18 protein-coding genes are annotated in these 24,528 nt (G+C 50.9%); 6 read left to right on the top strand and 12 right to left on the bottom strand.

What is annotated here, in order from left to right:
• Positions 1–11: 11 nt before the first annotated feature.
• Entirely contained in the window at positions 12–1,331 is a 1,320-nt protein-coding gene (locus tag ACXAFI_RS14780; RefSeq protein WP_475109421.1) for a glycosyl hydrolase family 18 protein, read from the top strand.
• Between the two features lie 201 nt (positions 1,332–1,532).
• Here the strand turns inward: ACXAFI_RS14780 and ACXAFI_RS14775 are convergent, their stop codons facing one another.
• From ACXAFI_RS14775 to gcvP, 3 genes are all read right to left on the bottom strand, one after another.
• Positions 1,533–1,745: a hypothetical protein gene (locus ACXAFI_RS14775; protein ID WP_152451865.1), complete on the bottom strand. Its 213-nt coding sequence runs from the start codon at positions 1,743–1,745 to the stop codon at positions 1,533–1,535.
• Complete coding sequence (locus ACXAFI_RS14770; RefSeq protein WP_475109420.1) at positions 1,745–2,002, bottom strand: Tse2 family ADP-ribosyltransferase toxin; 258 nt, start codon at positions 2,000–2,002, stop codon at positions 1,745–1,747. Before ACXAFI_RS14770 ends, ACXAFI_RS14775 begins: the two co-directional genes overlap by 1 nt.
• 479 nt (positions 2,003–2,481) lie before the next feature.
• Positions 2,482–5,373: an aminomethyl-transferring glycine dehydrogenase gene (gcvP, locus tag ACXAFI_RS14765; RefSeq protein WP_475109419.1), complete on the bottom strand. Its 2,892-nt coding sequence runs from the start codon at positions 5,371–5,373 to the stop codon at positions 2,482–2,484.
• Between the two features lie 632 nt (positions 5,374–6,005).
• Between gcvP and ACXAFI_RS14760 the strand changes: the two genes are divergently transcribed.
• Entirely contained in the window at positions 6,006–6,368 is a 363-nt protein-coding gene (locus ACXAFI_RS14760; RefSeq protein WP_475109418.1) for a hypothetical protein, read from the top strand.
• A 146-nt stretch (positions 6,369–6,514) separates the two neighbouring features.
• Here ACXAFI_RS14760 and ACXAFI_RS14755 read toward each other — a convergent pair whose 3' ends face one another.
• From ACXAFI_RS14755 to argS, 5 genes are all read right to left on the bottom strand, one after another.
• On the bottom strand, positions 6,515–7,210 hold the full coding sequence (locus ACXAFI_RS14755; RefSeq protein WP_475109417.1) for a DUF1266 domain-containing protein: 696 nt from the start codon (positions 7,208–7,210) through the stop codon (positions 6,515–6,517).
• The gene (locus ACXAFI_RS14750; RefSeq protein ID WP_475109416.1) at positions 7,203–9,155 is read right to left on the bottom strand and encodes a tetratricopeptide repeat protein; all 1,953 of its coding nucleotides are present in this window, start codon (positions 9,153–9,155) and stop codon (positions 7,203–7,205) included. The genes ACXAFI_RS14755 and ACXAFI_RS14750 overlap by 8 nt, the downstream gene beginning before the upstream one ends.
• A gap of 452 nt (positions 9,156–9,607) precedes the next feature.
• Positions 9,608–11,086 (bottom strand): nucleoside hydrolase, encoded by a 1,479-nt coding sequence (locus ACXAFI_RS14745; protein ID WP_475109415.1) that lies wholly within the window; start codon positions 11,084–11,086, stop codon positions 9,608–9,610.
• Positions 11,087–11,291: 205 nt separating this feature from the next.
• Entirely contained in the window at positions 11,292–12,179 is an 888-nt protein-coding gene (locus ACXAFI_RS14740) for a dTDP-4-dehydrorhamnose reductase family protein (protein ID WP_475109414.1), read from the bottom strand.
• 163 nt (positions 12,180–12,342) lie between these two features.
• Positions 12,343–14,079 (bottom strand): arginine--tRNA ligase, encoded by a 1,737-nt coding sequence (gene argS, locus ACXAFI_RS14735; RefSeq protein ID WP_475109413.1) that lies wholly within the window; start codon positions 14,077–14,079, stop codon positions 12,343–12,345.
• A 135-nt stretch (positions 14,080–14,214) separates the two neighbouring features.
• Between argS and sbcB the strand changes: the two genes are divergently transcribed.
• The 4 genes from sbcB to ACXAFI_RS14715 all read left to right on the top strand — a co-directional run bounded on the left by sbcB (position 14,215) and on the right by ACXAFI_RS14715 (position 19,194).
• Positions 14,215–15,666: an exodeoxyribonuclease I gene (gene sbcB, locus ACXAFI_RS14730; protein ID WP_252085970.1), complete on the top strand. Its 1,452-nt coding sequence runs from the start codon at positions 14,215–14,217 to the stop codon at positions 15,664–15,666.
• Between the two features lie 110 nt (positions 15,667–15,776).
• On the top strand, positions 15,777–16,793 hold the full coding sequence (locus tag ACXAFI_RS14725) for an aspartate carbamoyltransferase (RefSeq protein ID WP_475109412.1): 1,017 nt from the start codon (positions 15,777–15,779) through the stop codon (positions 16,791–16,793).
• 118 nt (positions 16,794–16,911) lie between these two features.
• Positions 16,912–18,345, top strand: coding sequence for an NfeD family protein (locus ACXAFI_RS14720; RefSeq protein WP_475109411.1), 1,434 nt, complete (start codon positions 16,912–16,914; stop codon positions 18,343–18,345).
• An 84-nt stretch (positions 18,346–18,429) separates the two neighbouring features.
• A complete protein-coding gene (locus ACXAFI_RS14715; protein WP_252084790.1) occupies positions 18,430–19,194 on the top strand; it encodes a slipin family protein in 765 nt (254 codons plus the stop codon).
• Between the two features lie 82 nt (positions 19,195–19,276).
• Here ACXAFI_RS14715 and pgi read toward each other — a convergent pair whose 3' ends face one another.
• From pgi to nhaC, 4 genes are all read right to left on the bottom strand, one after another.
• The gene (pgi, locus tag ACXAFI_RS14710) at positions 19,277–20,899 is read right to left on the bottom strand and encodes a glucose-6-phosphate isomerase (RefSeq protein ID WP_475109410.1); all 1,623 of its coding nucleotides are present in this window, start codon (positions 20,897–20,899) and stop codon (positions 19,277–19,279) included.
• Between the two features lie 314 nt (positions 20,900–21,213).
• Positions 21,214–21,408, bottom strand: a complete 195-nt coding sequence (locus tag ACXAFI_RS14705; RefSeq protein WP_152451883.1) for a hypothetical protein — start codon at positions 21,406–21,408, stop codon at positions 21,214–21,216.
• Between the two features lie 511 nt (positions 21,409–21,919).
• A complete protein-coding gene (locus ACXAFI_RS14700; RefSeq protein ID WP_475109409.1) occupies positions 21,920–23,023 on the bottom strand; it encodes a DUF3549 family protein in 1,104 nt (367 codons plus the stop codon).
• Positions 23,016–24,518: a Na+/H+ antiporter NhaC gene (gene nhaC / locus ACXAFI_RS14695; protein ID WP_475109408.1), complete on the bottom strand. Its 1,503-nt coding sequence runs from the start codon at positions 24,516–24,518 to the stop codon at positions 23,016–23,018. The genes ACXAFI_RS14700 and nhaC overlap by 8 nt, the downstream gene beginning before the upstream one ends.
• Positions 24,519–24,528 lie beyond the last annotated feature (10 nt).

Here is a 24,528-nt window from a genome sequence, read left to right as displayed (position 1 = left end):
TGAGCATAGATATGAAACAACCAACACTTAGAGCAATGCAAGCTGCTTGTGCCACCTTTTTATTTCAGGCTGGTGCCTACGCAGATATTGAAGTGGTCAGTTCAGGCGTATGTCCCTCTGATGCTACCAAAGTAAGCTATTCTGAAGCGCTTAATTATCCTGATGAATTTTGTGGTCTTCTCAATAGTGGTGATCTTGTTGGTCTATCAGGAGGGGCTTCAATAGAGCACCTGGGTGACAATTGCCAATTGACGGATAATGAAAGTCGCCAAATCTCCAAGACACTATGTAAGTCTGAACCTTCAGCACCACATGTTGTTAGTGGAAGCAGTTGTTCGTCCGATGCAGACCCGGTTACCTATCTTGAGGCACAAATTTATAAAGATGAGCTGTGCTCTGTTCTGGGAGACTGGGAAATTGCAAACCTTGCCGGTAATGCCTCCATGGATGGCAGTGGCTATGGATGTGGTTCACGCAAGAATGAAATCCGTGAGCTGGGCTCAACACTGTGTAAATCTGACATTCCTCAGGAAAGTGGATCTGCTCCGAAAGTTGCCTACGTAGAGGTTAACAGTAATAACCTGGGCAATGCGGGCTGTTTTACAGAGAGCGATGGCAGTCAGTTGTTCGATATAGCTGTGATCTTTGCGGCAAATATTAATTACGATGGCCAAAAAGCTGTTCTGCATTTTAATGACCAAGTGTCAGACTTGCTCAATAACAATTTGAGTACGGTGCAAGATTTGCAAGACAAGGGTACGAAAGTAGTACTCAGCGTTCTCGGAAATCATCAAAATGCTGGTTGGTCTTGTTTTGCCGATGAGCAATCCGCAGATGACTTTGCTCAGCAGCTCAAAGATGCAGTGGATGAATATGGGCTGGATGGTATTGATATTGATGATGAGTACTCACAGTGCAGCCAAACCTATTCTGACTCCCTGGTAAAAGTGACTAGTGCATTGCGAGAGAAAATGCCGAATAAAATCATTTCCAAAGCACTTTGGAGTGATACCGATGCTTTTCAGGCTGAATGGAATGGCAAGAAACTGGGCGATCAACTAACCTATGGCTGGGAGATGAGCTATTGGTTGGGCTCAAGTTGTACTTCAAGAATCCAGAAGTATATCAATCTGGGTGTTGATAAATCTAAGCTAGGTGTTGGCGCTTCCACTGTGATGAATAGCGCTTCCGCTGCAAGTGCGTTAGCTTCCTGTAATGAAAATAATAATCTGGGTGGCGGAACTATGATTTTTAATGTGACTAAAGATTCTAGTAGCTACCTTTCTACAGTGTGGCCAGGTACTTCAGAGATCCCGAATTGCCTTAAGTAGTTAAAAATTCCCCGTGGAATCTTGTGTGACTTGCTGAAGCGGGGATGTGCTAAAGCTAACTACTCAGTACAGGCAGAAATGCCTGTATTATTACTGTTTTTATGGGGATATCCTATACAGCTATGGGTAGTAAGTGGTGTGGATATATTTGTTTAGCTTAATATGCTTCAGGGTGGTTTGAAGCCACCCTGAAGAAAAGCTTTATAATAGTTTTTCTAAGGGTATACCTGTTTCCTTTTCAATCACTTTATATTCCTCTTTAAGGAACTCTAGGAATTGAGTCAGCTGTAAGTGGTGCTCCTCATAATCTGTCTTGTCGCCTATGGTCTCACTTCTTAAAAGGCCTTCTTGATACAAAACGGCATCTCTAACAGCAGAAATTAGTAGTGGTGCCCAGGTATTAGGTACTTCCATTATATAGCTTCCTTAATTAAGGATTTTTCTAGTATTTTTAACTTATTCTTAAATTGATTCAGAGGCATGTCGTAGGCTGGGGCTATCGTATAGTGTGTTGCCTCAAACCTGGTATTATATTCATCTTTTACAATTGCAATTCCTTCTGGCAAAACTGTCCCTGCAGGAATTTTGTAGTACTCCCAGTTTTTGCCTTTTGGTAAGCCTGGTTTATCAAAAGTGCTGAGTCCCTGGGGCGATCCTTTATGCAAACCCACTCTGTCCCATCGCGGTATTCTATGGTGATATCTGCTGGTCTAGGACGTCCGTTAGACAGAATGAAACCTTTTTCTATAAAGTCGAAGACACCTTGGTCTGATTTTTTGTTCAGAGCTCTCCATAGATCTATGGGTGTTTGACCGTCAGAGTAAGAGTCTGCTTTTCCCTTCGCAACTAATATTTCTTTTAAAACTTTAATGGTCACTTTCACCTCCGATGTTGAAAGCTTGGGGCGATTAGCAAGTTTGGGTAAATTTTTGCCAAAACGTACTAATACCGTTTCTTTGTTGTTAGGCGCCGCCTATATGAGGATTTTTAACTAAGTTAACGCAGAATAATATTGTTGGAAGGTGATGGTTGCAAATACGTAGCTGTACAGGAAGAGAGAGTTTGTGCCAGTTCGATAATAGTATTGTGGGTCGAATAAAAAAGCGGGCATAAAGCCCGCTTTTAAATCCACCTGTGAGAGTGTCTGATTTTACTCAGCGTAGCTCTCAATCGGAGGGCAGGAACAGATCAGGTTGCGGTCGCCGAATACGTTGTCGATACGGTTAGCAGCGGGCCATACCTTGTGCTCTTTTAACCACGCTGCCGGGCGCGCAGCGATATCGCGGGAGTAGCTGTGGGTCCACTCATCGCTCATCACGTCCTCAAGGGTGTGAGGGGCGTTATGCAGCGGATTGTCCTCTGGGGTGTATTTACCGCTGGTGACATCTTCCACTTCCTGGCGAATTGTTGCCATAGCCTCGATAAAGCGATCCAGCTCACCCTTGGATTCACTTTCGGTAGGCTCGATCATCAGAGTGCCGGCTACCGGGAAGGACATGGTGGGGGAGTGGAAGCCAAAGTCCATCAAGCGCTTGGCGATATCCTCTTCAGTGATGCCGCTGGCTTCCTTAAGTGGGCGCAGGTCCACCAGGCATTCGTGGGCAACAAAGCCATTGGTGCCGGTGTAGAGCAGGGAGTAGTGTTCACCCAGTTTCTTGGCTACGTAGTTGGCGTTCAGGATCGCCATTTCGGTCGCCTGCTTCATACCCTGCTTACCCATCATACGGATATACATCCAGCTGATCGGCAGGATGCTGGCGGAGCCCCAGGGAGCGGCGGAGATGGTGCCGTTATCCAGCTTGGTTTCGGGTACTTCAGTCACCGGGTGGGCCGCCAGGTAGGGCTTCAGGTGTTCGCCAACAGCGATCGGGCCCATACCGGGGCCGCCGCCACCGTGAGGAATACAGAAAGTTTTGTGCAGGTTCAGGTGGGATACATCACCACCGAACTGGCCCGGAGCTGCCACGCCGATCAGGGCGTTCATGTTGGCGCCATCAATATAAACCTGTCCACCAACCTGGTGCACAAGGTCGCAAACTTCACGGATGCCTTCCTCGAATACCCCGTGGGTGGACGGGTAGGTGACCATCAGTGCGGCAATGCGGTTGCCGTGCTCTTCGATTTTGGCTTTCAGGTCTTCGATATCCACATTGCCTTTATCATCACAGGCAACCACAACCACTTTCATGCTCACCATCATGGCGGATGCCGGGTTGGTGCCGTGGGCAGAGGCGGGAATCAGGCAGATATCTCGCTGGGTCTCGCCCTTCGCTTCGAAGTACTTCTTGATGGCAACCAGGCCTGCGTATTCGCCCTGGGAACCGGCGTTGGGCTGCAGGCTAACGGCATCGTAGCCGGTACAGGCGGCCAGCATCTGCTGCAGCTGGCGGAACATTTCCGCGTAGCCTTCCGCTTGATCTACTGGTGCGAAGGGGTGCAGCTTGCCGAATTCGGGCCAGGTGACCGGGATCATCTCGGCGGTGGCGTTCAGCTTCATGGTGCAGGAGCCCAGGGGAATCATTGAGTGATTCAGGGCGATATCCTTGGCTTCCAGAGACTTGAGATAGCGCAGCATCTCGGTCTCGGAGTGGTAAGTGTTGAACACCGGGTGGGTCAGGAATTCAGTATCGCGCACCAGGGAGGCGGGTACACCCAGAGAGCCCTTGCTGGCAATTTCGCTGTCCAGAGTATGCAGGTCGATACTGTGTTCGGTGCCGACAAAGGCACTGATCAGGTCGGACACATCCTGCAGGGTGGCGGTCTCACTCAGGCTCACACCCAGGGCGTCTTCACCAACTTTACGCAGGTTGATTTCGGCGGCCAGGGCGCGCTGGTAAATCTCATCCTGCTTGGCGCCAACGGTGACATTCAGGGTATCGAACCAACTGTCGTGGGCCAGATTGAAGCCTTCCTGCTGCAGGGCGGAAGCGAGAATATCTGCCAGGCGCTGGATGCGGGCAGCGATGGTTTTCAGGCCTTTAGGGCCGTGGTAAATCGCATAGAAAGCGCTCATTACCGCCAACAGCACCTGGGAAGTACAGATGTTGGAGTTGGCTTTCTCGCGGCGAATATGCTGTTCGCGGGTTTGCATGGCCATGCGCAGGGCACGCTTGCCTTTGCTGTCGACGGAAACGCCGATAATACGACCCGGTGCGGAGCGCTTGTAAGCTTCGCGGAAGGCGAAGAAACCGGCGTGGGGACCACCGTAGCCCATGGGGATGCCGAAGCGTTGGTTACAGCCAACAACTACGTCTGCACCCATATCACCCGGTGCTCGCAGGGCTACCAGGCTCATCAGATCTGCGGCCACGGTTACTAGCGCGTTGGCTTCGTGCACCTTGGTGATGATGTCGGTCAGGTCGCGTACGCGACCGGTGCTGCCGGGGTACTGCAGCAGGGCACCGAACAGCTCGGCGGGAATATCTTTTTCTACATCGCCCACAATCACTTCGAAGCCGAAGTGTTCGGCGCGGGTCTTAACGACGGCAATAGTCTGCGGGTGGCAGTCCTGGTCCACAAAGTAGACGTTGGATTTGTTGCGTTTGACCTGGCGCTTACACATGGCCATGGCTTCAGCTGCTGCGGTACCTTCATCCAGCATGGAGGCATTGGCCAGTTCCATACCGGTGAGGTCCATAATCATCTGCTGGAAGTTCAGCAGGCCTTCCAGGCGCCCCTGAGCAATTTCAGGCTGGTAAGGGGTATAGGCTGTGTACCAACCCGGGTTTTCCAGCACGTTGCGCAGGATCACATTGGGGGTAATGGTGTCGTGGTAACCCATACCAATAAAGGTGCGATAGATCTTGTTGCGCGCCGCGATATCTTTCAGCTCTGCGAGGGCCTCAACTTCATTGATCGCATCGGCCAGGTCCAGCTCATCGGTCTTGCGAATGGCTTCGGGCACAGTTTTCTCGATCAGCTCGTCGAGGCTGGCAACTCCGAGGGTTTCCAGCATGGCCTCTACCTGTTTGGCATCGGGGCCAATATGGCGATGGATAAAGGCGTCGTGTTGTTCCAACTGCTGCAGCGATGGTTGGGTCATAAACTTCGTTCCTGTAGTCGCAGGGAGTCGTCGCGGTGCGCTCGCGGTTAAAAATAGCACCTGGCCTCGATACCGCTTTTCCTGTGGAAAGCCTCGGTCCTCCGCGTAGCGGATAGGCGAGGGTAACGCTTGGGAGAATCGGTTTGCTGGCAGCCCCAGTGTTGCAATACGGAACCAGAGGGGAAGCCGGGCCATAGCGGCAGGCGCGCATCTTAGCAACCGTTGCGGGTGTGGGCAATCTGCGGGATTTGAACGAGGAAACTGCTAAATTTGGGCGTAAAAAGTGGGTTAAATCCTGTGAAATGGGGGTTGGGGCGATTTTGTTCTAAGTATGACAGAGCGGACTTGGCGAAAGGTGTCAGGTTGTTGGATAGGGAAGGCAAATAAATTGGCTGTGGATAACTGTTGGGCTGGCTGGGCGTCGGCTCGGTATTGAGAAATTGATCTCCCGGCCAGCCGACTCGTGAATTGCTGAGTAGCCACCGCTCGTGCTTAGACTAGGTTGTGCATCTTTTCTAGCTTCGTGTCTACTTGGGTTGCCCATCGCATTAAAGGGATATCATATATTTCAGTCTCCTGGTAATTAAGAATTAATAAGTTAAATAGGCTGGTATTTAATGGGTAAGTGTGGATTGCTGTTTACCATCGATGAAAAATACAGGATTGGTATTGAAAAAGTGAAGGGCGTTGATGCCTGCAAAATTACGCCTTTACAGTATTTTTTGTCCGACAAGGAAGTTGAAGAAAACCCCTCTGGTTATCTCAGGGAAGGGGAGCATCAGGTGATAGCAAAGCTGCGCCGTATTAAGGTGGTCGAGGACCTGGCTAAACTAGGCCTTCTGCCAGGGAGTCCAGCACCAGAGTTTGCATATTACATAATTGCTGGACAGCCTAGTGCTTTCAACTTTCCCGAAACCTTATATTATGAAATTCGCCATACTTTTGAGGATATGGGGTGGGAATATACTGGATGCCCACATGATTCATGTGATTGAGCAATGTTGGCGGTAATAGTTGAAGCAACTATCTTTTGAGCTGACTAGTATTAATTTGGAGGATTCGCATTTGATCTGACAGAACATTGCTTTATATGTAGCTAACTGTCAGATCAAATTTAAACTGCTACAGCCTGTGTGCCAGTTTAGCGAGAGCTTTTGGATAAGTCCAAGTTCCAGTCCAGCGAATTCCAAGGGCTTTTAGGATCACCTGTGAGCCCTCTGACCATTTCCATTGCACCTTTTGCAAAGAACTCGGAAGCATCCTTACGCCAATACTGCCGGCCGGCGATGTAACTTAAGCCAAAGCTATACCAGCTGTCATAGGATTTTTGCACTCTGAGAGCAACCTGATGTATCTTCTCCCAGGCCTCCTCTTCTGTGAGTACACCCGTAGTGGCTCCCCAGCGACAAATTGAAACGTACCGACCATCATCCCAGGCACCGATGCCGCCGATTCTTAAAGTATGGCGATAATTTCTTACTATTTTAAAACAGTTTTGTCTATCAGTATCATGTGAACAGGCTGCTATCAATGCACTGATCGAACTCTCTGACAATGCATTTAAATGGTTTTGAATCTGCATATAAGAATGGTTATGACCTTCTTTCAATAACCATTCCAGCATATCGAGGTACTCTTCGCGAGATTCTATTCCCCAATCACGCTTCATCATGTGCTTAAGGCCTGAGATTACCTTTTCACTCCTGACACCTGATTGATACAGTGTGTCATGCCGTTTTCCATTCATTTCCGTGAGCAGAGAACTAACGCCTAGCCCCCAAAGTTGAGCATCTGACAAATTATCAGGGTTATAAGTATGTGCTCTATTATTATCCATGTTCGCTATTCCTTCTGTTTTTCATGCTCTCGATGCCGCTGATGTATTCTGCTACGTCGTCTGGATTTCCGTCGGCAGCCAAGAATGCTTCCATCGCATGCTCTGCATTTTCAAGATTGTCGACTTTGCAGGCGACTTCAATCCATTCCAGGGCAGCATTTTTGAGCTTGGTGTTGTAAGAAAGAGCTTTTTCAAATGCAGTCATTGCTTCATCAAAAATGCCTAGTTGGTTTTGACAAGTGCCTAGGCGATACCAAGCTAAAGCGAAATCGTGTTTTGAGCGTAGAACGACCTTTAGGTCTTTAGCTGCAGCGCTATAATCTTTCGCAGACATTAATAGCAGTGAACGAATGGAGTAGCTATGCCACTCTTTACGATCGAGTTCTATCGAGCGATTTATATTTTGTAGTGCCTCATCATCCAAATTTAAACAGCGCTGAGCATTTGCAAGTAATTCAAGTGCTTTTGCAGAATCCGGGTTGAATCTTAGGGCTTTTGTGAGCAGGCCTAAGGCTTTATCATGCTGATCTTGCTTGATATAAAGCTCGCCCAGTTTGAGGAGTGAGTAGTATCCATTTTCTCCGTTTTCTTCTGAAATTTCGAGAGCCTTGATGAAGTGAGGCTGGGCATCGGAAATTTTGTAGATGGCTTCATAAGAAAGCCCTAATAATTGGTGCAAATCACCGATATATTCTGTAGCGGGAGCGTTTTTTTCAATAATTGACAAAATAAATTGTATGGCCTCATCATAAGCACCAATTTCAAAGTAACTCTCAGCAGTTTGAAGTTGAGCTTTGGTATCTTCTGGGTTACCCGATAGTACCTTCAGGTTTTCTTTAATTAACAGTTGGTTGATACGAACCAGTTGGATGCGAGCCTCTAAATCAAAGGGGGTCTGGATTGACACTTGCTCATATAGGCACTTTGCAGAATGTAAATCGTTGAGTTCCAGGTAGCAGGCTGCTAGGCCCTTTAGAGCTATGTCATGATCCTCATCTATGGATAAGGTTGATTCATAGCTTGCCAATGCTTCACTAAAGTTTTTTTTCTTGTAGTAGATGGCGGCTATTGTTAAGTGGCCCTCTAATTCTTTAGTGTATTCTTTGGCCAGTATCCGACTGTATTCTAAGGCCTGGGTTAATTCTTGATTGTCAAAATAAAGTGATGAAAGTAATCGGTATAATTCAGGGTCCTGGACATTCTTATTGGTAATCTGTTGAAGCAGTTCACCTCTATTTTTGGATTCCTTACTGATTGTAAGGTACTCCAAATGTTCCCGTTGCGCTAAATAGGTCTCAATGCCCTGAAAATCTATGGGTTCTGGGAAATTTATGCCTTTGTAGCTTAAGCTCCATTGTGAGGTAATTATTCGATTTAAGACGTACCTAACAAAGTCCTCAGTAAAGGTGCGTTTCAGCCAATTATAATTTTCCTGCCAGAGAAAAATATTTTCTAGGTACTCTATGATCTCTTTGGGGATAAATCTATTTCGACCAATAAAGCTAAATAGCCAGAGTGCCATATGTTGCTTGACTTCTAAGCTCCATGAGTTCTCACTTTCATATATGTCTCTCCATGAAGAGATTTGTATTCTCTCGTTGAAGTTTTCATAAATTTCAATTGTGGCTGTTTGTATGTATTTAATGAATTCTTCTGTATTTTCAGTGTTGCAGTCAATATTGGTAGTTGAGGTTTGCCTATTGGCTTGGTTAGATTTTGAGTTATTTGAGCTTGTTTCTGTTGAGTTTGTTTGTCTGTCGGTGGCTTCACCATTAGGTTGATAATATTTCGCCTCCTCAATAGCCTCTTCAAAGGCAGCTCTTAGAACTTTGAAGGCTTCTGGATCTTCATCTGGTCGGTGGGTTTTTAGCTTGGTGGCGTAGGCACGTTTAATGGTTCTTTTGTCGACCGTAGGGGATGTCCCTATGATTTCCCAGCAATTCATTTCATATATCCTTGATTGAATAAATTTAACTAGCGAGTACTTTGGTTGATGTTGGACCTAGATTGATGTGTTAAGGCTGTTTAATTAGGAGGAGCGTTTCACTTCTGGTTGATTGGTTTTATCAGGAATTCCAGTTAATCCTTCGGTGATAATTTAAGATGACGGTGGAGAGATGTTGAGGGGAAGATGCCAGATTTATGGTGGCAAGAAAAGTGATCTGTTTCTCTTAAGGGGGATTTGGAGGGGTGAAAGAAAAATAGATGCGTAATTTTTGTAGTTTCTCTTTTTTCTTTCCGGGTAATGTTAGTAAGCAGTTAGCAAAGACTTTAATGTTGAAATACTATGTTCGCGAACCATCGTGCCAGGTAGAGGCAAACTAAATCGGGAACCTTCAATGTATCCACGAAATGGGTGAATATTCAAAGGTTCCCATGTGTTAATTCTTATGGAAATTAACGCTGTTTAGCTTGGCATCTAGGCCCCTTCCGCGCAGAATTAAAACGATCACGCAGACGCTCAATCATCGCTGTACGGGCGGCGTCATGGTTGATGCCCATAACCACATTCACTTCCAAGCCCTTGCCGTTTTCTGTAAAGGTGGTTTTACCCACGGTGGGGTCGAAGGTGATGGGGTCATAAGGCGTCATGCTGTCGGCCAGGCCGGCATTTAGCTGGTCGACTTCGATAAACCCAGGTACCAGATCCATCTCCAGGGTTTCAGGCTCCAACAGCACCAGTGCGGCGATAATATCCCACAGGCGAATAACGGCATCCATGGCGAAGTCGCCGTTACCCTGGAAATCCCCACCTTCAAATTCACGGATGGAACTGAGCAGTTGGGAGGTGTAACAGGCTTCCGGTGTTGCGCGGCGTTTGGCCAGGGATTCGATGGTGCTGCCTTGTACCTTGGCCATATCGGTGGAGTTGGTGGGTACCAGATAGGTTTCAATATTATTTTCGCTCAGGGCGTCAAAGGCCCACTGTGCACTCAGTGGGTCGAGTAGAATATTGAATTCCTGATGGGTGCTGAAGTCGCTTTCACAGCCGAAGCTTGGGTGAGAAAAAATATTGCCCCCCAAGTTGCGGGATTTATCGCCGAAGCAAGCAGCCTCGTGATTTGCGGTGAAGGGTTCGTAATTTTCAAAGCCGCCGCCCATCATTATCACACGGTCAATTTTAGCCAGCTGCTCTTCATTGGCCTTGCCGAGTACACGGGCCAGGGTGGTTAGTTTGCCGGTATTGAAAATGACTGGAGACTGCTCCAGGTTATCCAGCGTTTCCAGGATAATGTCTTCAGCCAGCTCAAAGTTGAAAGAAACACCATTGTTGCCTTGGTAGCGATAGTGATCCTGTTTTGCGCGGGGGATCAGATGGTCGGTGCCGTACAGGGTGGAGCCGTTGTCGCGCCATGGGCCGGGTACATACTGGCCATAGAGATTAATGCCCATGGCATTGCGGCGTTCCAGGTTCCAGGTGCCGGTGCTGAAATCAGAGGAGTTGGGCAGCTGGTAATCATCGCGGCCAGCTACAGCTTTGTCGTCATTTACCGGAGCGCTGGAAGCCTTACCGTTAGCCCCGTAAGCGACCTCCTCAGTGGCAAAGTAGGCACCGCGTATCACTTTGGTATCGTTGTTGCCCAGCCACTCAAGGATGTTGTAAACCGTGTTGGCTCCGTGCGCTACAGTATTGAAGGAGTCTTCAACCACTGCCAGTTCCAGGGTATAGCGCGGGTCTTTGGCAATCAGCATCAATGCTACGGCATCGTCAAAGTTATTGAAGTCACCGATCCAGATAATCGGTTGGGCATCTTCATTTTTGGTTGCTTGGTGCAGGCGCTTTCCATGACGACCATTATCCGCATGGCAGGAGGCCAGGGTTGCAAAGCTACCCAGAATCAGAGCACCAGCAGAAAGCCAACGTTTTAATTTCATCTATATTTCCCTAAGGTTTGAGTGTCTTAAATTGGCGATTTCACGACTCCTCCCTGAGTCGATACATGGCCACTCCTGTAATAACTGCCATTAACGCTTGTTAGCTATAAATAGTGCTCAATTACAAAAGTTAATGCCGGCTTATAGGCCGGCACAGATACATCCCTATACCATTTTTTTTCTTTTATTGGTTTTCCATTAGATTTTAATTCTGGATAAAAGATTTCAGGTTACGTGCCAGTTGCTGAGGCAATGGTTCTGTCCCTTTGATGCCCAGGTTTGTTAAGCGTGATTTATCTAGCTGACAATTGTAAGGGCGCGGTACTGAAAAATTGGGTTTGCTATCTGCGCTGATATGGTCAGCACTCAATTCGCATACTTCGGCAATAATATGCGCGAGTTCAAAGCGGGTGCAGGCGGTGTCGCCGCTCCACTGGTAGATTCCTTCAAACTGGGCGCCACCTTGGATTTTCAGCAAGCATTGCTCCAATACTTCTGCCACTTCCTCCACGCTGGTGGGAAAGCGAATTGCCCAGTGGTCCAGTGTGACCGGCTTTTGTTTTCGCAGCGTCTCTAATAGGGCGGTAATACCAGATTCCTCCAGGTAGGCGACGGGTCCAAACAGCCAGGGCAATCTTAATACCCAATGGTTACCGTTTTTCAGTACCGCTTCCTCTCCTGCCAACTTGCTGCGACCGTAGAAATTCACGGGATTGGGTGTGTCATCGTAAGTGTAGGGTGGGGCAGTACCATCAAAGACATAGTCTGTGCTGATATACACCAACTGAGCATTGATTTCGCTACAGTACTTTGCCAATAACTCAGTACTGCCGACATTGAGCTGCCAGGCGGTATCTGGATTATCGGCACAGCGGTCTGGCCAGCGCTCGGCGGCACAGTGGATCACCACATCTGGCTTAATTTCCAGCAGTGAAGCTTTTACAGCGCTGCTATCCGATAAGTCCAGGCGAATTAACTTTTCATCCGCGCGGGAAAAAGCGGTGCCGATTACGGAAAAAGTAGGGTTGTTGGAAAGTTGCTTAAATACACTACGGCCCAGCAGGCCGGAGGCGCCGGTAATCAGGATTTTCACGAGTTACTTTCCTTCGATTAGGCCGGTGGGGAAACGGTGGCCTATGTGGGGCAATGGATGATGTGGGATGGTTTGGCGGGAGACTGGAGAAGTCTGCCCGCCAGAGAGCCGCCCGGCCAGCCTGCCTGCATGGTTGCTGGAGGTGGGGCCGGGCAGGAACAATTTACATTTGCTCCATGACTTCAATGCCGAGCAAGCCGAGGCCAGTCGCGATCGTACTGGCCACCAGGTTACATAATTGCAGGCGGCTATGTTTTTGCTCTTCGCTTACGCCTTCTTTCAGTACCGGGCAGGCTTCGTAGAAGCTCATATAGGCACTGGCCAGCTCGTATAAATAAGTACAGAGTACGTGTGGGAAGGTGTCTTTGGCTACCTGATCGAGGACTTCGCCAAACTGGCTGAGTTTTACTGCCAGTGCGCGCTCTTGGGGACTTTCCAGATTAATATCGCCCTTGAGTTCACCCGGCTCAATACCGGCCTTGCGGAAAATACTGCGTACGCGGGTATAGGCATACTGCAGGTAGGGGGCTGTATTGCCTTCAAAGCTGAGCATGGATTCCCAGCTGAAGATGTAATCGTTAGTGCGGGTCTTGCTCAGGTCCGCATATTTCACCGCGCCGATGCCCACCTTGCGGGCGATTTCCGCACAGGTTTCTGCATCCAGCTCTGGGTTTTTCTCGGCTACCAGTTTCTTCGCACGTTCCACCGCTTCATCCAGCAGGGCGGCCAGCTTTACTGTACCGCCGGTACGGGTTTTAAATGGCTTGCCGTCGTCGCCCATCATGGTGCCAAAAGCGCAGTGCTCAAGAGAAACGGACTCAGGCAGGAAGCCTGCTTTGCGTGAGGCGACAAAGGCCTGCTGTAAGTGCAGGGATTGACGGGCATCCACTACGTAGAGAATACGGTCTGCGTTGAGCTGGTTTGCGCGGTAGCGAATGGCAGCCAGATCGGTGGTAGCGTATAGGTAACCACCGCCCTTCTTCTGGATAATCATCGGGCTTGGATTGCCTTCTTTATCGGCCATCTCTTCCAGGAATACTACGATAGCACCCTGGTCCTCTACGGCGATGCCATTATCTAGCAGTTCTTTAACCAGCACCGGCAAATCGTCGTTGTACTGGCTCTCCGCGTAAACGTCTTCCTGCTTAAGGGTGACATTGAGCTTGGAGTAGATCTCTTCACAATGGCTGATAGAAATATCAATAAACTGTTTCCACAGTTTCAGGCACTGCTCATCGCCACCTTGAAGTTTCACAACGTATTCACGGGCGCGGTCTGCAAAACCCTCTTCCTCGTCGAAGCGCACTTTGGCTTCGCGGTAGAAGACTTCCAGGTCGGCCAGGGCTACTTCCGCATCGTTGTCTGCCAGCTTGTCGGAAAGGTGTGCCAGTAACATACCGAACTGGGTGCCCCAGTCGCCCATATGGTTTTGACGGACCACCTTGTGACCCTGGAACTCCAATAAGCGCGCCAGGGCATCACCGATAATGGTGGTGCGCAGGTGGCCTACGTGCATTTCCTTGGCCAAGTTGGGGTGGGAATAGTCGATGACTACGGTCTTGGGTTCTCCAACAGAGGCAATATTGAGGCGCTTGTCGTCTTGGGCAGCCAACAGCTGTTGGCTCAGCCACTGTTCACTCAGATGGATGTTTAAGAAGCCGGGACCAGCGATCTCGACCTTTTCGATCATATCGCCCTTGTCCAGCTGCTCAAGGATCTTGCTGGCCAGCTCACGGGGGTTGGTGCCCAGTCGCTTGGCAGCGCCCATAGCGCCATTGGCCTGGTAGTCGCCAAATCCGGCTTTCTTCGCAGGTGCCACGATGGGGCCGCATTCTTCGGGGATACCGGCGGCGAGCATGGCGGCCTGGAATTTGTCGGAGAGGAGTTGGCGAATATTCATAGAGGGTTATAGCTGTCTTAAATTCGTGGAAACGCCGAATTTTAATGGGCGGTGGCGGCTTTGCAACCAGCGTTCACTGGTGAGCGACTCAAATCTGGGTTCAGGTGTCCAGATGGCGTGGTGCTCAGTGGTATGATGCCGCCAAATTATGGAGGTACCGTGAGTTCTACCACACTTTATTGGCACGATTATGAAACCTGGGGCACAGACCCGGGTGCCGACAAACCGGCGCAGTTTGCCGGTATCAGGACCGACGAAGCGCTGAATATCGTCGGCGAGCCATTGATGATTTACTGCCGTCCCTCGGCGGACTGCCTGCCGCAGCCCATGGCGAGCCTGGTGACCGGCATCAGCCCGCAAAAGGCCCTGGCCAATGGTGTACCGGAAATTGAATTTATCCAGCGTATCCTCGCTGAACTGGGTGCGCCCGGTACCTGTGGTGTGGGCTACAACAGTTTGCGCTTTGACGACGAAGTAACCCGCTACACCCTGTACCGCAATCTGCTCGACCCTTATGAGCGCGAGTGGCGCTCCGGCAATAGCCGCTGGGACATTATCGACATGGTGCGCCTCACTTACGCCCTGCGCCCCGAGGGTATCCAGTGGCCGACACGCGAAGACGGTGCGCCGTCTTTCCGCCTGGAAGAACTGACCGCTGCCAATGGAATTTCCCACGAGGGCGCTCACGATGCACTCTCTGATGTCCACGCTACGATTGATATGGCGCGACTGATCCGCAAGCAGCAACCGAAGCTTTACGATTATGTATTCCGCCTGCGCCGTAAGCAGGAAGCCGCCAAGATGATTGATATGCGCGAGCGCCGCCCGCTGTTGCATATCTCCGGCAAGATCTCTGCCAATCATGGGCATTTGACCTACGTGATGCCACTGGCCAGCCATCCGGTGAATCGCAATGCCGTGATTGTTGCTAATTTGGCGATGGACCCCGAGCCTTTACTCAACCTGGATGCGGATACGCTGCGTGAGCGCCTCTATACCGCTCGCGATCAGCTGGGTGAAAGCGAACTGCCGGTGGGCCTGAAACTGGTGCACTTGAACAAGTGCCCGATATTGGCCCCAGCCAATATGCTCGACGATAAGCGTGCCAGTGAGCTGGGCATCGACCGGGCGGCTTGTGAGGCCAACTGGCAGAAGTTGAAAGGCGTTGATCTGACCGAGAAACTGCACAACGTATTTCTGGACCGGGAGTTTCCCCAGAAGGATGTGGAAGCGGATCTCTACGGCGGTTTCCTCAGCGATGCCGACCGCGATATTTGCCGTGAGCTGCACCGCGGCTTGGCAGCCCGCGGGCCCGAGGCCCTGGCTGGCGAAGTGCCATTCAGTGATAAGCGCCTACCCGAGTTATTGTTCCGCATGCGTGCGCGCAACTTCCCAGAGACCCTATCGGACGAGGAACATCAGCGCTGGCAGATCTGGTGTTTCCAGCGGTTAACCGATCCCACCGCAGGGGCCTCTATCACCCTCGAGGATTACTTCCGCCAGCTGTCCGAATTGCGAGTACAGCATCCGGAGCGGATATCGCTGATTACCGAGCTGGAAAACTGGGGCGATAGTCTGCTCGCCTAATGTGTTGAATCGCGCCAGCGGCCATTCTTTCACTGGGCTCTATTGCGGTGTCCGAGTAGAATGCCGCTCGCGAATACCCGCGCCCACAAGGCGCAATCACTGGAGTAACCATGGACTTTATCGGAGCCAATATTCTGTCCGTCAGCCAGTTCGAACGTGCCGATATTGAGCGCGTATTCGATGTGGCTGACGCCATGACCCCTTACGCACAACGTGAAAAAGTCACACGCGTGTTGGAGGGAGCGATTCTCGGCAATATGTTTATGGAGCCGAGCACCCGTACTCGCCTGAGTTTTGGGGCTGCTTTTAACCTGCTGGGTGGCACGGTTCGGGAAACTGTGGGGATTACCGCCAGCGCTATGGCCAAGGGTGAATCCCTCTACGATACGGCGCGGGTATTGTCCGGCTACAGCGATGTGATTTGTATGCGCCACCCGCAGGAGGGCTCTGTGGCAGAATTTGCCGCAGCGAGCCGCGTGCCGGTGGTCAACGGCGGTGATGGTGCTAATGAGCATCCCACCCAGGCGCTGTTGGATCTCTACACTATTCGTAAAGAGCTGGCCGCCCATGGCCGCACCCTGGATGATTTCCGTATCGCCATGATCGGCGACCTCAAACACGGTCGCACCGTGCACTCCCTGTGCAAGCTGCTGTGCTTATTTGGCAGCGTGCATATCACTCTGGTCTCCCCACCGGAGCTGGCAATGCCCGAGGCGATTGTGGAGAAGCTGCGCGAGGTGGGGCACGAGGTAACGGTGACTGACCAGCTGGAATCCTCTATCGCCCATGTAGATATCGTCTACTCCACCCGTATCCAGGAAGAGCGCTTTGCCTCCCAGGATGAGGCCAACCGCTATCGCGGGCGTTTCCGTCTTAACCGGGCGATTTTTACTCGCTACGCAGAGCCCAATACGGTGATTATGCACCCCCTGCCGAGGGATTCACGCGCAGAGGCCAACGAACTGGATACCGACTTGAACGAACATCCTAGCCTGGCGATTTTTCGCCAGACCGATAACGGTCTGCTGGTGCGTATGGCTTTGTTTGCCCTGCTATTAGGGGTGGAGCGTCAAGTAGATAAATACGCCCGCGAAGTTAACTGGCATAGCCGTCGCAACCCAGTTTAACGTCACTTTCCTTGTTTTCGGATAACGCCGTTTTTTTCTGTTAATCTGATTGAGTTACCCCGGCCAGAAATACGATGGCTGGCCCGGGTTTCTCCGCAATCGCATCAGGGAAAGATGCATGTCGAATCAGATATCGTCAGCGGTATTCTTGCGCGGCGCGCTCATGCTGACGCTGCTCCTTGTCGTTTTGATCTCGAAAAGCGCCGCGCAGGAAGATGCTTCCCCTCATGTGGCGCTGTTGTCTATTGATGGTGCCATAGGCCCGGCCACAACCGATTACTTTAAGCGTGCCACTGAGAGTGCTGGTGAGCGCGGTGCCGAGTTAATCATTGTGCATATTGATACTCCAGGCGGTCTAGATGCGGCTTCCCGGGATATTATTCAGCATATCCTTTCCTCTCCTATTCCTATTGCCATGTATGTGTACCCCTCGGGCGCCCGTGCAGCCAGTGCCGGCACCTATATCCTCTATGCCAGCCAGATAGCGGCAATGGCCCCGGCTACAACATTAGGGGCAGCCACGCCAGTGCAAATAGGTGGGCCTCCAGGAACGCCACCCCCTGGTGCTAACCCAAAAGAGGACGACCAAAAAGAGGAGACAGAAGAGGCGAATAAAGAGGGCGAAGAAGGTGAAGAGGAGGACAAAAAGGAGAAACCATTATCCGGCACCGCCATGGAGCGCAAGATGGTGAATGACTCCGTTGCTTTTATTCGCGGTCTGGCACAACGCAACGGGCGCAATGCCGAGTGGGCGGAGAAAGCCGTTCGTGAAGCGGCAACCCTGACTGCCTCGGAAGCACTGGAGATGAATGTTGTCGATATTGTTGCCAAGAATGACGAGGATTTATTAAAGCAGGTGGCCGGGCGCAAAGTATCTCTCGATTCCGGCGACATTACTATTTCGGCAGAGATTGCCCAGCTCCCTATTGAAAATTACGAGCCGGATTGGCGCAATGAGTTACTAGCCCTGATTACCAATCCCCAGGTGGCTTATATTCTTTTATTAATTGGTATTTACGGCCTGATTTTCGAGGGGTATAGCCCCGGAGCTTTTGTGCCCGGCATCGTAGGGGTTATCTGCTTGTTATTGGCCTTCTATGCTTTGCAGGTTTTGCCGATTAATTATGCAGGTTTGGCACTGATTATCGTTGGCGCGCTTTTAATTGTGGCGGAAGTTTTTATGCCCAGTTTTGGCGCCCTGGGAATTGGTGGAATTATTGCCCTGGTGATTGGCTCGGTGATGCTGATCGACACCGATGTGCCGGGTATGCAGGTGTCGCGAAAATTGATCGCAGCGATTGCCGGAGTAAGCGGTGTTTTTCTTTTGGGTCTTTTAATGGCGGTGGGCAGGAGTTTGCGCAAACCGCGGCTTGCCTCCGATCAGGCCCTGGTCGGCCGTATGGCTGTGGTGAGTAATGTGAGTGAGAAAGAGGTGTTGGTGCACCTCGGTGGTGAAATATGGCGGGCGCACTGCGAGACGCCACTGGAGCCCGGGCAGCGAGTGCGTGTTATTGCTCAGCGTGGTTTGCTGCTCTATGTGGAGCCGGGCTAGTCATTTCGTCTGTCAATTAAATTGGCTTTTACTGAGCGAATTTACCCCAGAAAAATTTACAAGCGGTTATAGGGAGAGATAAGCATGGTCAGTTATTTTGTTGGGCTGTTGGTGCTCGCGGTATTACTGCTATTGATGTATGCCATCCGTATTTTGCGGGAATACGAGCGCGCGGTGGTCTTTTTCCTGGGGCGCTTTCAGACAGTTAAGGGTCCTGGCCTGATTATCATTATCCCGATTATTCAAACTATGGAGCGGGTGGACTTGCGAACCGTAGTGATGGATGTGCCCACGCAGGATGTGATCAGTCGCGATAACGTCTCGGTAAAAGTGAACGCGGTGGTTTATTATCGGGTCGTCAATTCGCAATCGGCAATTATCAATGTTGAATTTTATCACGAGGCCGTCAGCCAGTTAGCACAGACCACTCTGCGTTCGGTGCTGGGTAAACACGAGCTGGATGAAATGCTTTCCGAGCGTGACAAACTCAATGTGGATATTCAAAAAATCCTCGACGAGCAAACTGATGCCTGGGGTGTGAAGGTCACTAATGTCGAAATTAAACATATCGACCTGGATGAGAGTATGGTGCGTGCCATTGCCCAGCAGGCCGAAGCCGAGCGGGCACGGCGAGCCAAGGTGATCCACGCAGAAGGCGAAGCGCAGGCGGCCTTAAAATTAACGGAAGCGGCCAATCAGCTATCGCAAAATGCCAACGCCATTACTTTGCGCTACATGCAGACCATGATTGATATCGCCGGAGCAAATAATAGCTCAACGATTGTATTTCCCTTGCCGCTGGATTTGATAGAGCCCTTGTTGAAGCGCGGTGCTGAGGCACAAAAATAAGAAAGCGCATTTTTCTGGGAAACGGAACTAAAAAGGCCGCATTGGGATGCGGCCTTTTTAGTTGGGCTCTTGGTAAATTATATTATAAGAGCTTTTCCATTAAAGAGCGGGTTGAGCTATCCCAATCCTCAGGCACAGTTCCTTCTGCGGCTTTGTATATCTTTGCACTTAACTGTTTGCCCAGCTCTACACCCCACTGGTCAAATGGGTTAATTCCCAAAAGGCAACCGCCAGTGAAAACCTTATGCTCGTAAAGTGCTAACAGTGCGCCCAGGTAATGAGGATCTAACTTTTCCAGGATGAGGGTATTACTCGGGCGATTACCGGGGATGGCTTTGTGCGGAGCCAACGCATGGGCCTCGCGGTGGGTATAGCCGGCATCTTCCAGCTCCTGGCGTGCCTCGTGAAGGGACTTGCCGCGTAATAGAGCCTGGCTTTGGCTGATACAGCAGGCCAGTAGCCAGCGGTGTTGCTCGTGTAGCTCAGAGGTAGGCTGCTTGATGGCGATAAAATCCGCAGGAATCAGATCGGTACCCTGGTGCAATAGCTGATGGAAGGAGTGCTGCCCATTGGTGCCTTCGGTGCCCCAGATCACACTGCCGCTGGGATACTCCAGAGGCTTCCCCTCTTTGTCTACGCTTTTGCCCAGGCTTTCCATATCCAATTGTTGCATCCAGGCGGGAAACTTGGACAGGCGCTGAGCGTAGGGCAGAATCACCTGGCTGCCGGCACCCCAGCACTGGCGATACCAGAACTGAATAAGCGCCAGCAATACAGGCAGATTTTCCTCCAGTGGGACATTGGAAAAATGGGTGTCCATGCCATGAGCACCAGCAAGAAGTTCCTCATAAACCTCATAGCCACAGGCCAGGATGATCGGCAGGCCAATTGCAGACCACAGAGAGTAGCGACCACCCACCCAGTCCCATATGGGAAAAATATTTTCCGGGGCGATGCCAAAGTCTTGTGCTGCAACAATATTGCTGCTGACCGCCACAAAGTGCTGGGACAATTGTTTTTCATTGGCGCCAGAGGCCAAAATCCAGCGGCGCGCGCTTAAGGCATTCTCTCGGGTTTCCAGGGTGGAGAAAGACTTGGAGGCAACAATAAAAAGTGTCTCCTCCGGGTTGAGATCTTGGATAGTACCGCTCAAGTCTGCACCATCAATATTTGCTACGAAATGTACGCTAATACCTTTTTTGTGCCATGAGCCCAGAGCCTCGACCACCATACGAGGACCGAGATCGGAGCCGCCGATACCGATATTCACGATATGGCGAATGGGTTTGCCACTAAACCCCAGCCATTGTTCTTTGTGGACACTATCCGCAAACCGTTGCATCTGGGCGCGACAATCGGCCACGGCGCGCTCATGCTCGGTTTTGGGCGTTCCCTGGAAGCGCAGCGCAGTGTGTAGTGCTGGGCGGTGCTCGGTATTGTTGACATTGGCACCCTTAAATAAGGCTGCAATCTGGCGGGTCAATTCCTGGTCTTCAGCATACTCAAGCAGCAGCTGTAATGTCTCTTGACGCAAGTGATTTTTGCTGAAGTCCAGATAGATGCCGGCCGCTTCGCAGCTGAAACTGGTTGTGCGCTGGGGGTCGGTGGCGAAAAGCTCACGTAAAGACCATTTTTGTTGTTCGAAATGAGATTGTAATTGTTGAATTGCTGAGGAGCGGCTCAGAGTTAAAGTTTCACTTGTCATGGTGGTCGTTAATTAACTCTCTTGTGAGAAATTTTTATTGCGATGTTTGCAAGCTTATCGACACTTTCTGGTAAAAGGTGGGCAATGCTAACGCATAACCCTCGCTGGACCAGTGCCCGAGACGGTACAGTCTATTACAGAAAATGTGTTTTCGGTAAGAATGGGTGCCCCAAAAAAACAAATGCCGCTCGTGAAAGCGGCATTTGGTGGTGATTCATACTAAATAATGCTTTGTTCCTTACGTGCCTATCAGTGCAGATTTAGTCAAAACCTCATTTAGTATGAATCACCACGCTGTTCTGCTTGAAATGATTTTACTTCACCACTTTCATGCAGCGTACTCTATCAGAAGCCATCCAGCAGTCAGCATCTGCGGGGCAGGCCATGGAAGTTGGAATTTGTTCAGCGCCGGGTGGGCAGTAAGCTGGCGGTGCCGGAGGGCTACAGCAACCTGCTAGAACCAGTGCACTGATAATACCGATTAAGTACTTGGCTGGAGTGAAATTCATCCCCTAACTCCTTTCCGTTGATGTTAGCCATTAGCATAGCCAATAAAACGTCACCTGTTGGTCAGCTTTGCAAAATGTGTTTCACAAAGATGCCGCCTAATTGAGTGTAATAGGCGCAGAGAGAAAAATACTGTCAGGAGGGAATTCGGGAAGAAGTTGACGCCAGTTTATGAATTTATTCCTGTAAAAACCGGGTTTTTTCTTTGGTTTGAAGTGCAGTGTGTCGAAGTTTTGAGTGGTCTCTCTAAATAACTTTGCTTTTATTTTTTTAAATTAAATTTTAATTGGCTGATGTATTTCTTGAGTCATATATTTTAGGTGGCTTTTTCTGGGTTGGGTAAGAACACTTAAAAAAATGGCAGCTTATTACTTTGGGAATAAGTGAGTTGCTTGTTTGGTAAAGGGCGGCAGCGCTATTGGCTGCCTGGAGATGAGACGGAGTAAAAGGAAAGAAAAAGATTGGCGTTGAAACAGGTGTAGATCTAGCTGCTTCAACGTCGAGTAGGCAACATTAGTGGGTGGGCTTCGGGCCGTGCAAGAAATTTCCAAAAGCCTTGGCCAGGGTTTCGTCTCGTGTGGGGTCGCGCAATGTGCTCAGCAGAGAGGCACGCACTTTGGGGACGAACATCAAGTCAGAGAGCAATAAATTGAATGTGCTTTGGTTATTACTCTGTGCCAGAGCATTGAGCCAGAGCTGGGCTAGCGGCTGATCTTCCAGGTCCAGGGGGCAGCGGCTGCCGATGGCGGCGAGCAGCTCGACGGGTTTAACCGAGATGGGTGGAACCGAGGTAGATCGAATATCGCTTGACGACGGTTGCTGTTGCAGTGCCTCTAGCAGTTCTTTTAGCAGAGAGTAGCGTAGGCCTAGCGCTGGCGAATTGGAAATGCCCCGCACCGCGGCAGCGATCAGGGTGAAGTCAGGGGTATCTTGGGTGTCAATATTCAATGACTCGCGTGCGCGAGTGGCGATTACTTCCACCAGTTGGTGATCGATCGCTTCATTTTCCAGGCAGTGGCAAAGGTTGATAAAAACCGGTGTGGCAATATGTGGAAGTTGGCGCAGCAACAGTTCTTTCTGTGACTCCCAGCGGGTAGCCAGGTCAGCGATGCCCTGCAGCCCGAGATTATCCCAGCGGGAACTTTGAGGGTTACTGAAGTAATCGAGCACCGCTGAATAGTGCGTGCTGGGTGTCTGTTTTAATAGTTTTGCGGTATAGGCGTGGAATGCCGCCTGACGCTCGCTAGAGGGTGTGAAGAGTAGGCCGCTTTGCTGCAGTAGCTGATCGAGTTGTACCGCAGATTCGGAAGCGGGCGCCTGTTTGAGTTCCTGGGCTAGGGCGCGCAGCAAGCCATCGCGGGCCTGCAATTGCAGTTTACCCTGCTCATCGAGAGGAAAGCGCAGAAACCATACCGCGGGTTCACCACCTTCAGCAGGCTGCAATAAGAGCCCGCTCCAGGCCTGGCGCAAATAGGGATAAGGCCAGGCTTTTTGTCCCGCCTCGAAAGCTTCGGCTGTGGACTTTGGCACAGGCTGGAGACGCCGGCCCAGATCGAACCAGCGTAATTTAAAGTCCGCCTCTTCGATCAGGGCGCTCAGGGTACCGCTTTCACTCATGACAGCTTTGTAGATTTCCTTCTTTGCTGGGGGATGCTGTGGCCGCCACTGAGATTGGCATCTGCTTAAAGTGTAACCAGCCGTAGGCGATGGCCAGCAGTGGGCAGATGATATTGAACAGGGCGTAGGGTAGGTAAGAGAAGGTATAAACGCCAAGGGTAGCCGTCATGTAGGCCCCACAGGTATTCCAGGGAATCAATACCGAGGTGATGGTGCCGGAGTCCTCCAGGGTGCGGGACAGATTCAGGCCGTGCAGGCCCTTCTCTTCAAAGGCTTCGCGGAACATGCGGCCCGGAATAATAATCGCCATGTATTGGTCGCCGGCAGCGGCATTCATGCCGAAACAGGTGAATACCGTGGAAGTCACCAGGCCGCCCACAGTTTTAATACGCGTCAGGGTCCAGTTGACGATCACTTGCAGGAAACCGGCACGCTCCATGGCGCCACCGAAGGCCATGGCGGAGGTGATCAGCCACACGGTATTGAGCATGCTACTCATACCGCCTTTCGAGAGGAGTGCAGCGACATTCTCATTCGTAGAGGTGGATTTATAGCCATCGAACAGGCTGTACCAGGCGCCTTTGAGTGCGGCCAGGGCACCTTCGTCGCCACCCAGGCGGCGGGCAGTCTCCGGCTCAAAAATCAACGCAATGGCGCAGCCCACCAGGGAGCCGACGATCAGAGTGGGGAAGGCGGGGACTTTGCGCCAGGCCATAGCGAGCAGCAAGATCAGAGGCAGCAAGCTGATCATGGATATCTTAAATTCGCTTTTCAGGGCGGTGAGGAGAGACTCGATATCCGAGGCGGAGGCGGTACTGGCTTCTGAGGTAAAGCCGAGGAAAGCGAACACCCCCAGGGCGATCACGAAGGCTGGAATCGCGGTCGACATCATATGGCGGATATGCTGGAACAGATCGTTGGATGTTACCGCCGCAGCCACGTTGGTGGTGTCAGACAGCGGCGACATCTTGTCGCCAAAGTAGGCGCCGGAAATGACCGCGCCAGCAGTGATTTCCGGGGATAAGCCGAGAGCGGCGGCAATCCCCATCAGAGCCACACCCAGGGTGCCGGCAGTGGTCCAGCTGGAGCCGATGCTGAGGCCTACCACGGCACAAATAATACAGCTGGCGGCGTAGAACCATTGGGGCGAGAGTATTTGTACCCCGTAATAAATCATCGATGGCACCGTGCCGGCCAATATCCAGCTGCCAATCAGAGCGCCCACGGCCAGTAATATCAGAATCGCGCCGAATACCAGGCCGATGCCGTGCAGCATGCCCCCTTCCATATCGCTCCAGCTGTGGCCGTTCTTCATGCCCATCAGAGCAACCACGCAGGCACATAACAACAGTGCGATTTGGTTGGGGCCGTAGGAAGAGTCGGCGCCGTAGAAATACACTGACAGCGACAAGAGAGCGATCAGGATCCCCAGGGGGATCAGCGCGTCCAGCAGGCTGGGCGTACGCGGTTCATTAGTGGGGGTGGCTTGAGACAAGGTGGACTCC

Source organism: Microbulbifer sp. ABH2_005, assembly GCF_056160005.1.
This window is presented reverse-complemented; position numbering and strand designations above follow the sequence as displayed.

Bases quoted from the DNA above. Each gene is read 5' to 3' on its own strand.
- ACXAFI_RS14780 (WP_475109421.1), top strand. From the start codon at position 12: ATGAAACAACCAACACTTAGAGCAATGCAAGCTGCTTGTGCCACCTTT.
- ACXAFI_RS14775 (WP_152451865.1), bottom strand. From the start codon at position 1,745: ATGGAAGTACCTAATACCTGGGCACCACTACTAATTTCTGCTGTTAGA.
- gcvP (WP_475109419.1), bottom strand. From the start codon at position 5,373: ATGACCCAACCATCGCTGCAGCAGTTGGAACAACACGACGCCTTTATC.
- ACXAFI_RS14755 (WP_475109417.1), bottom strand. From the start codon at position 7,210: ATGGATAATAATAGAGCACATACTTATAACCCTGATAATTTGTCAGAT.
- ACXAFI_RS14750 (WP_475109416.1), bottom strand. From the start codon at position 9,155: ATGAATTGCTGGGAAATCATAGGGACATCCCCTACGGTCGACAAAAGA.
- ACXAFI_RS14745 (WP_475109415.1), bottom strand. From the start codon at position 11,086: ATGAAATTAAAACGTTGGCTTTCTGCTGGTGCTCTGATTCTGGGTAGC.
- argS (WP_475109413.1), bottom strand. From the start codon at position 14,079: ATGAATATTCGCCAACTCCTCTCCGACAAATTCCAGGCCGCCATGCTC.
- sbcB (WP_252085970.1), top strand. From the start codon at position 14,215: ATGCCGCCAAATTATGGAGGTACCGTGAGTTCTACCACACTTTATTGG.
- ACXAFI_RS14725 (WP_475109412.1), top strand. From the start codon at position 15,777: ATGGACTTTATCGGAGCCAATATTCTGTCCGTCAGCCAGTTCGAACGT.
- ACXAFI_RS14720 (WP_475109411.1), top strand. From the start codon at position 16,912: ATGTCGAATCAGATATCGTCAGCGGTATTCTTGCGCGGCGCGCTCATG.
- ACXAFI_RS14715 (WP_252084790.1), top strand. From the start codon at position 18,430: ATGGTCAGTTATTTTGTTGGGCTGTTGGTGCTCGCGGTATTACTGCTA.
- pgi (WP_475109410.1), bottom strand. From the start codon at position 20,899: ATGACAAGTGAAACTTTAACTCTGAGCCGCTCCTCAGCAATTCAACAA.
- ACXAFI_RS14705 (WP_152451883.1), bottom strand. From the start codon at position 21,408: ATGAATTTCACTCCAGCCAAGTACTTAATCGGTATTATCAGTGCACTG.
- ACXAFI_RS14700 (WP_475109409.1), bottom strand. From the start codon at position 23,023: ATGAGTGAAAGCGGTACCCTGAGCGCCCTGATCGAAGAGGCGGACTTT.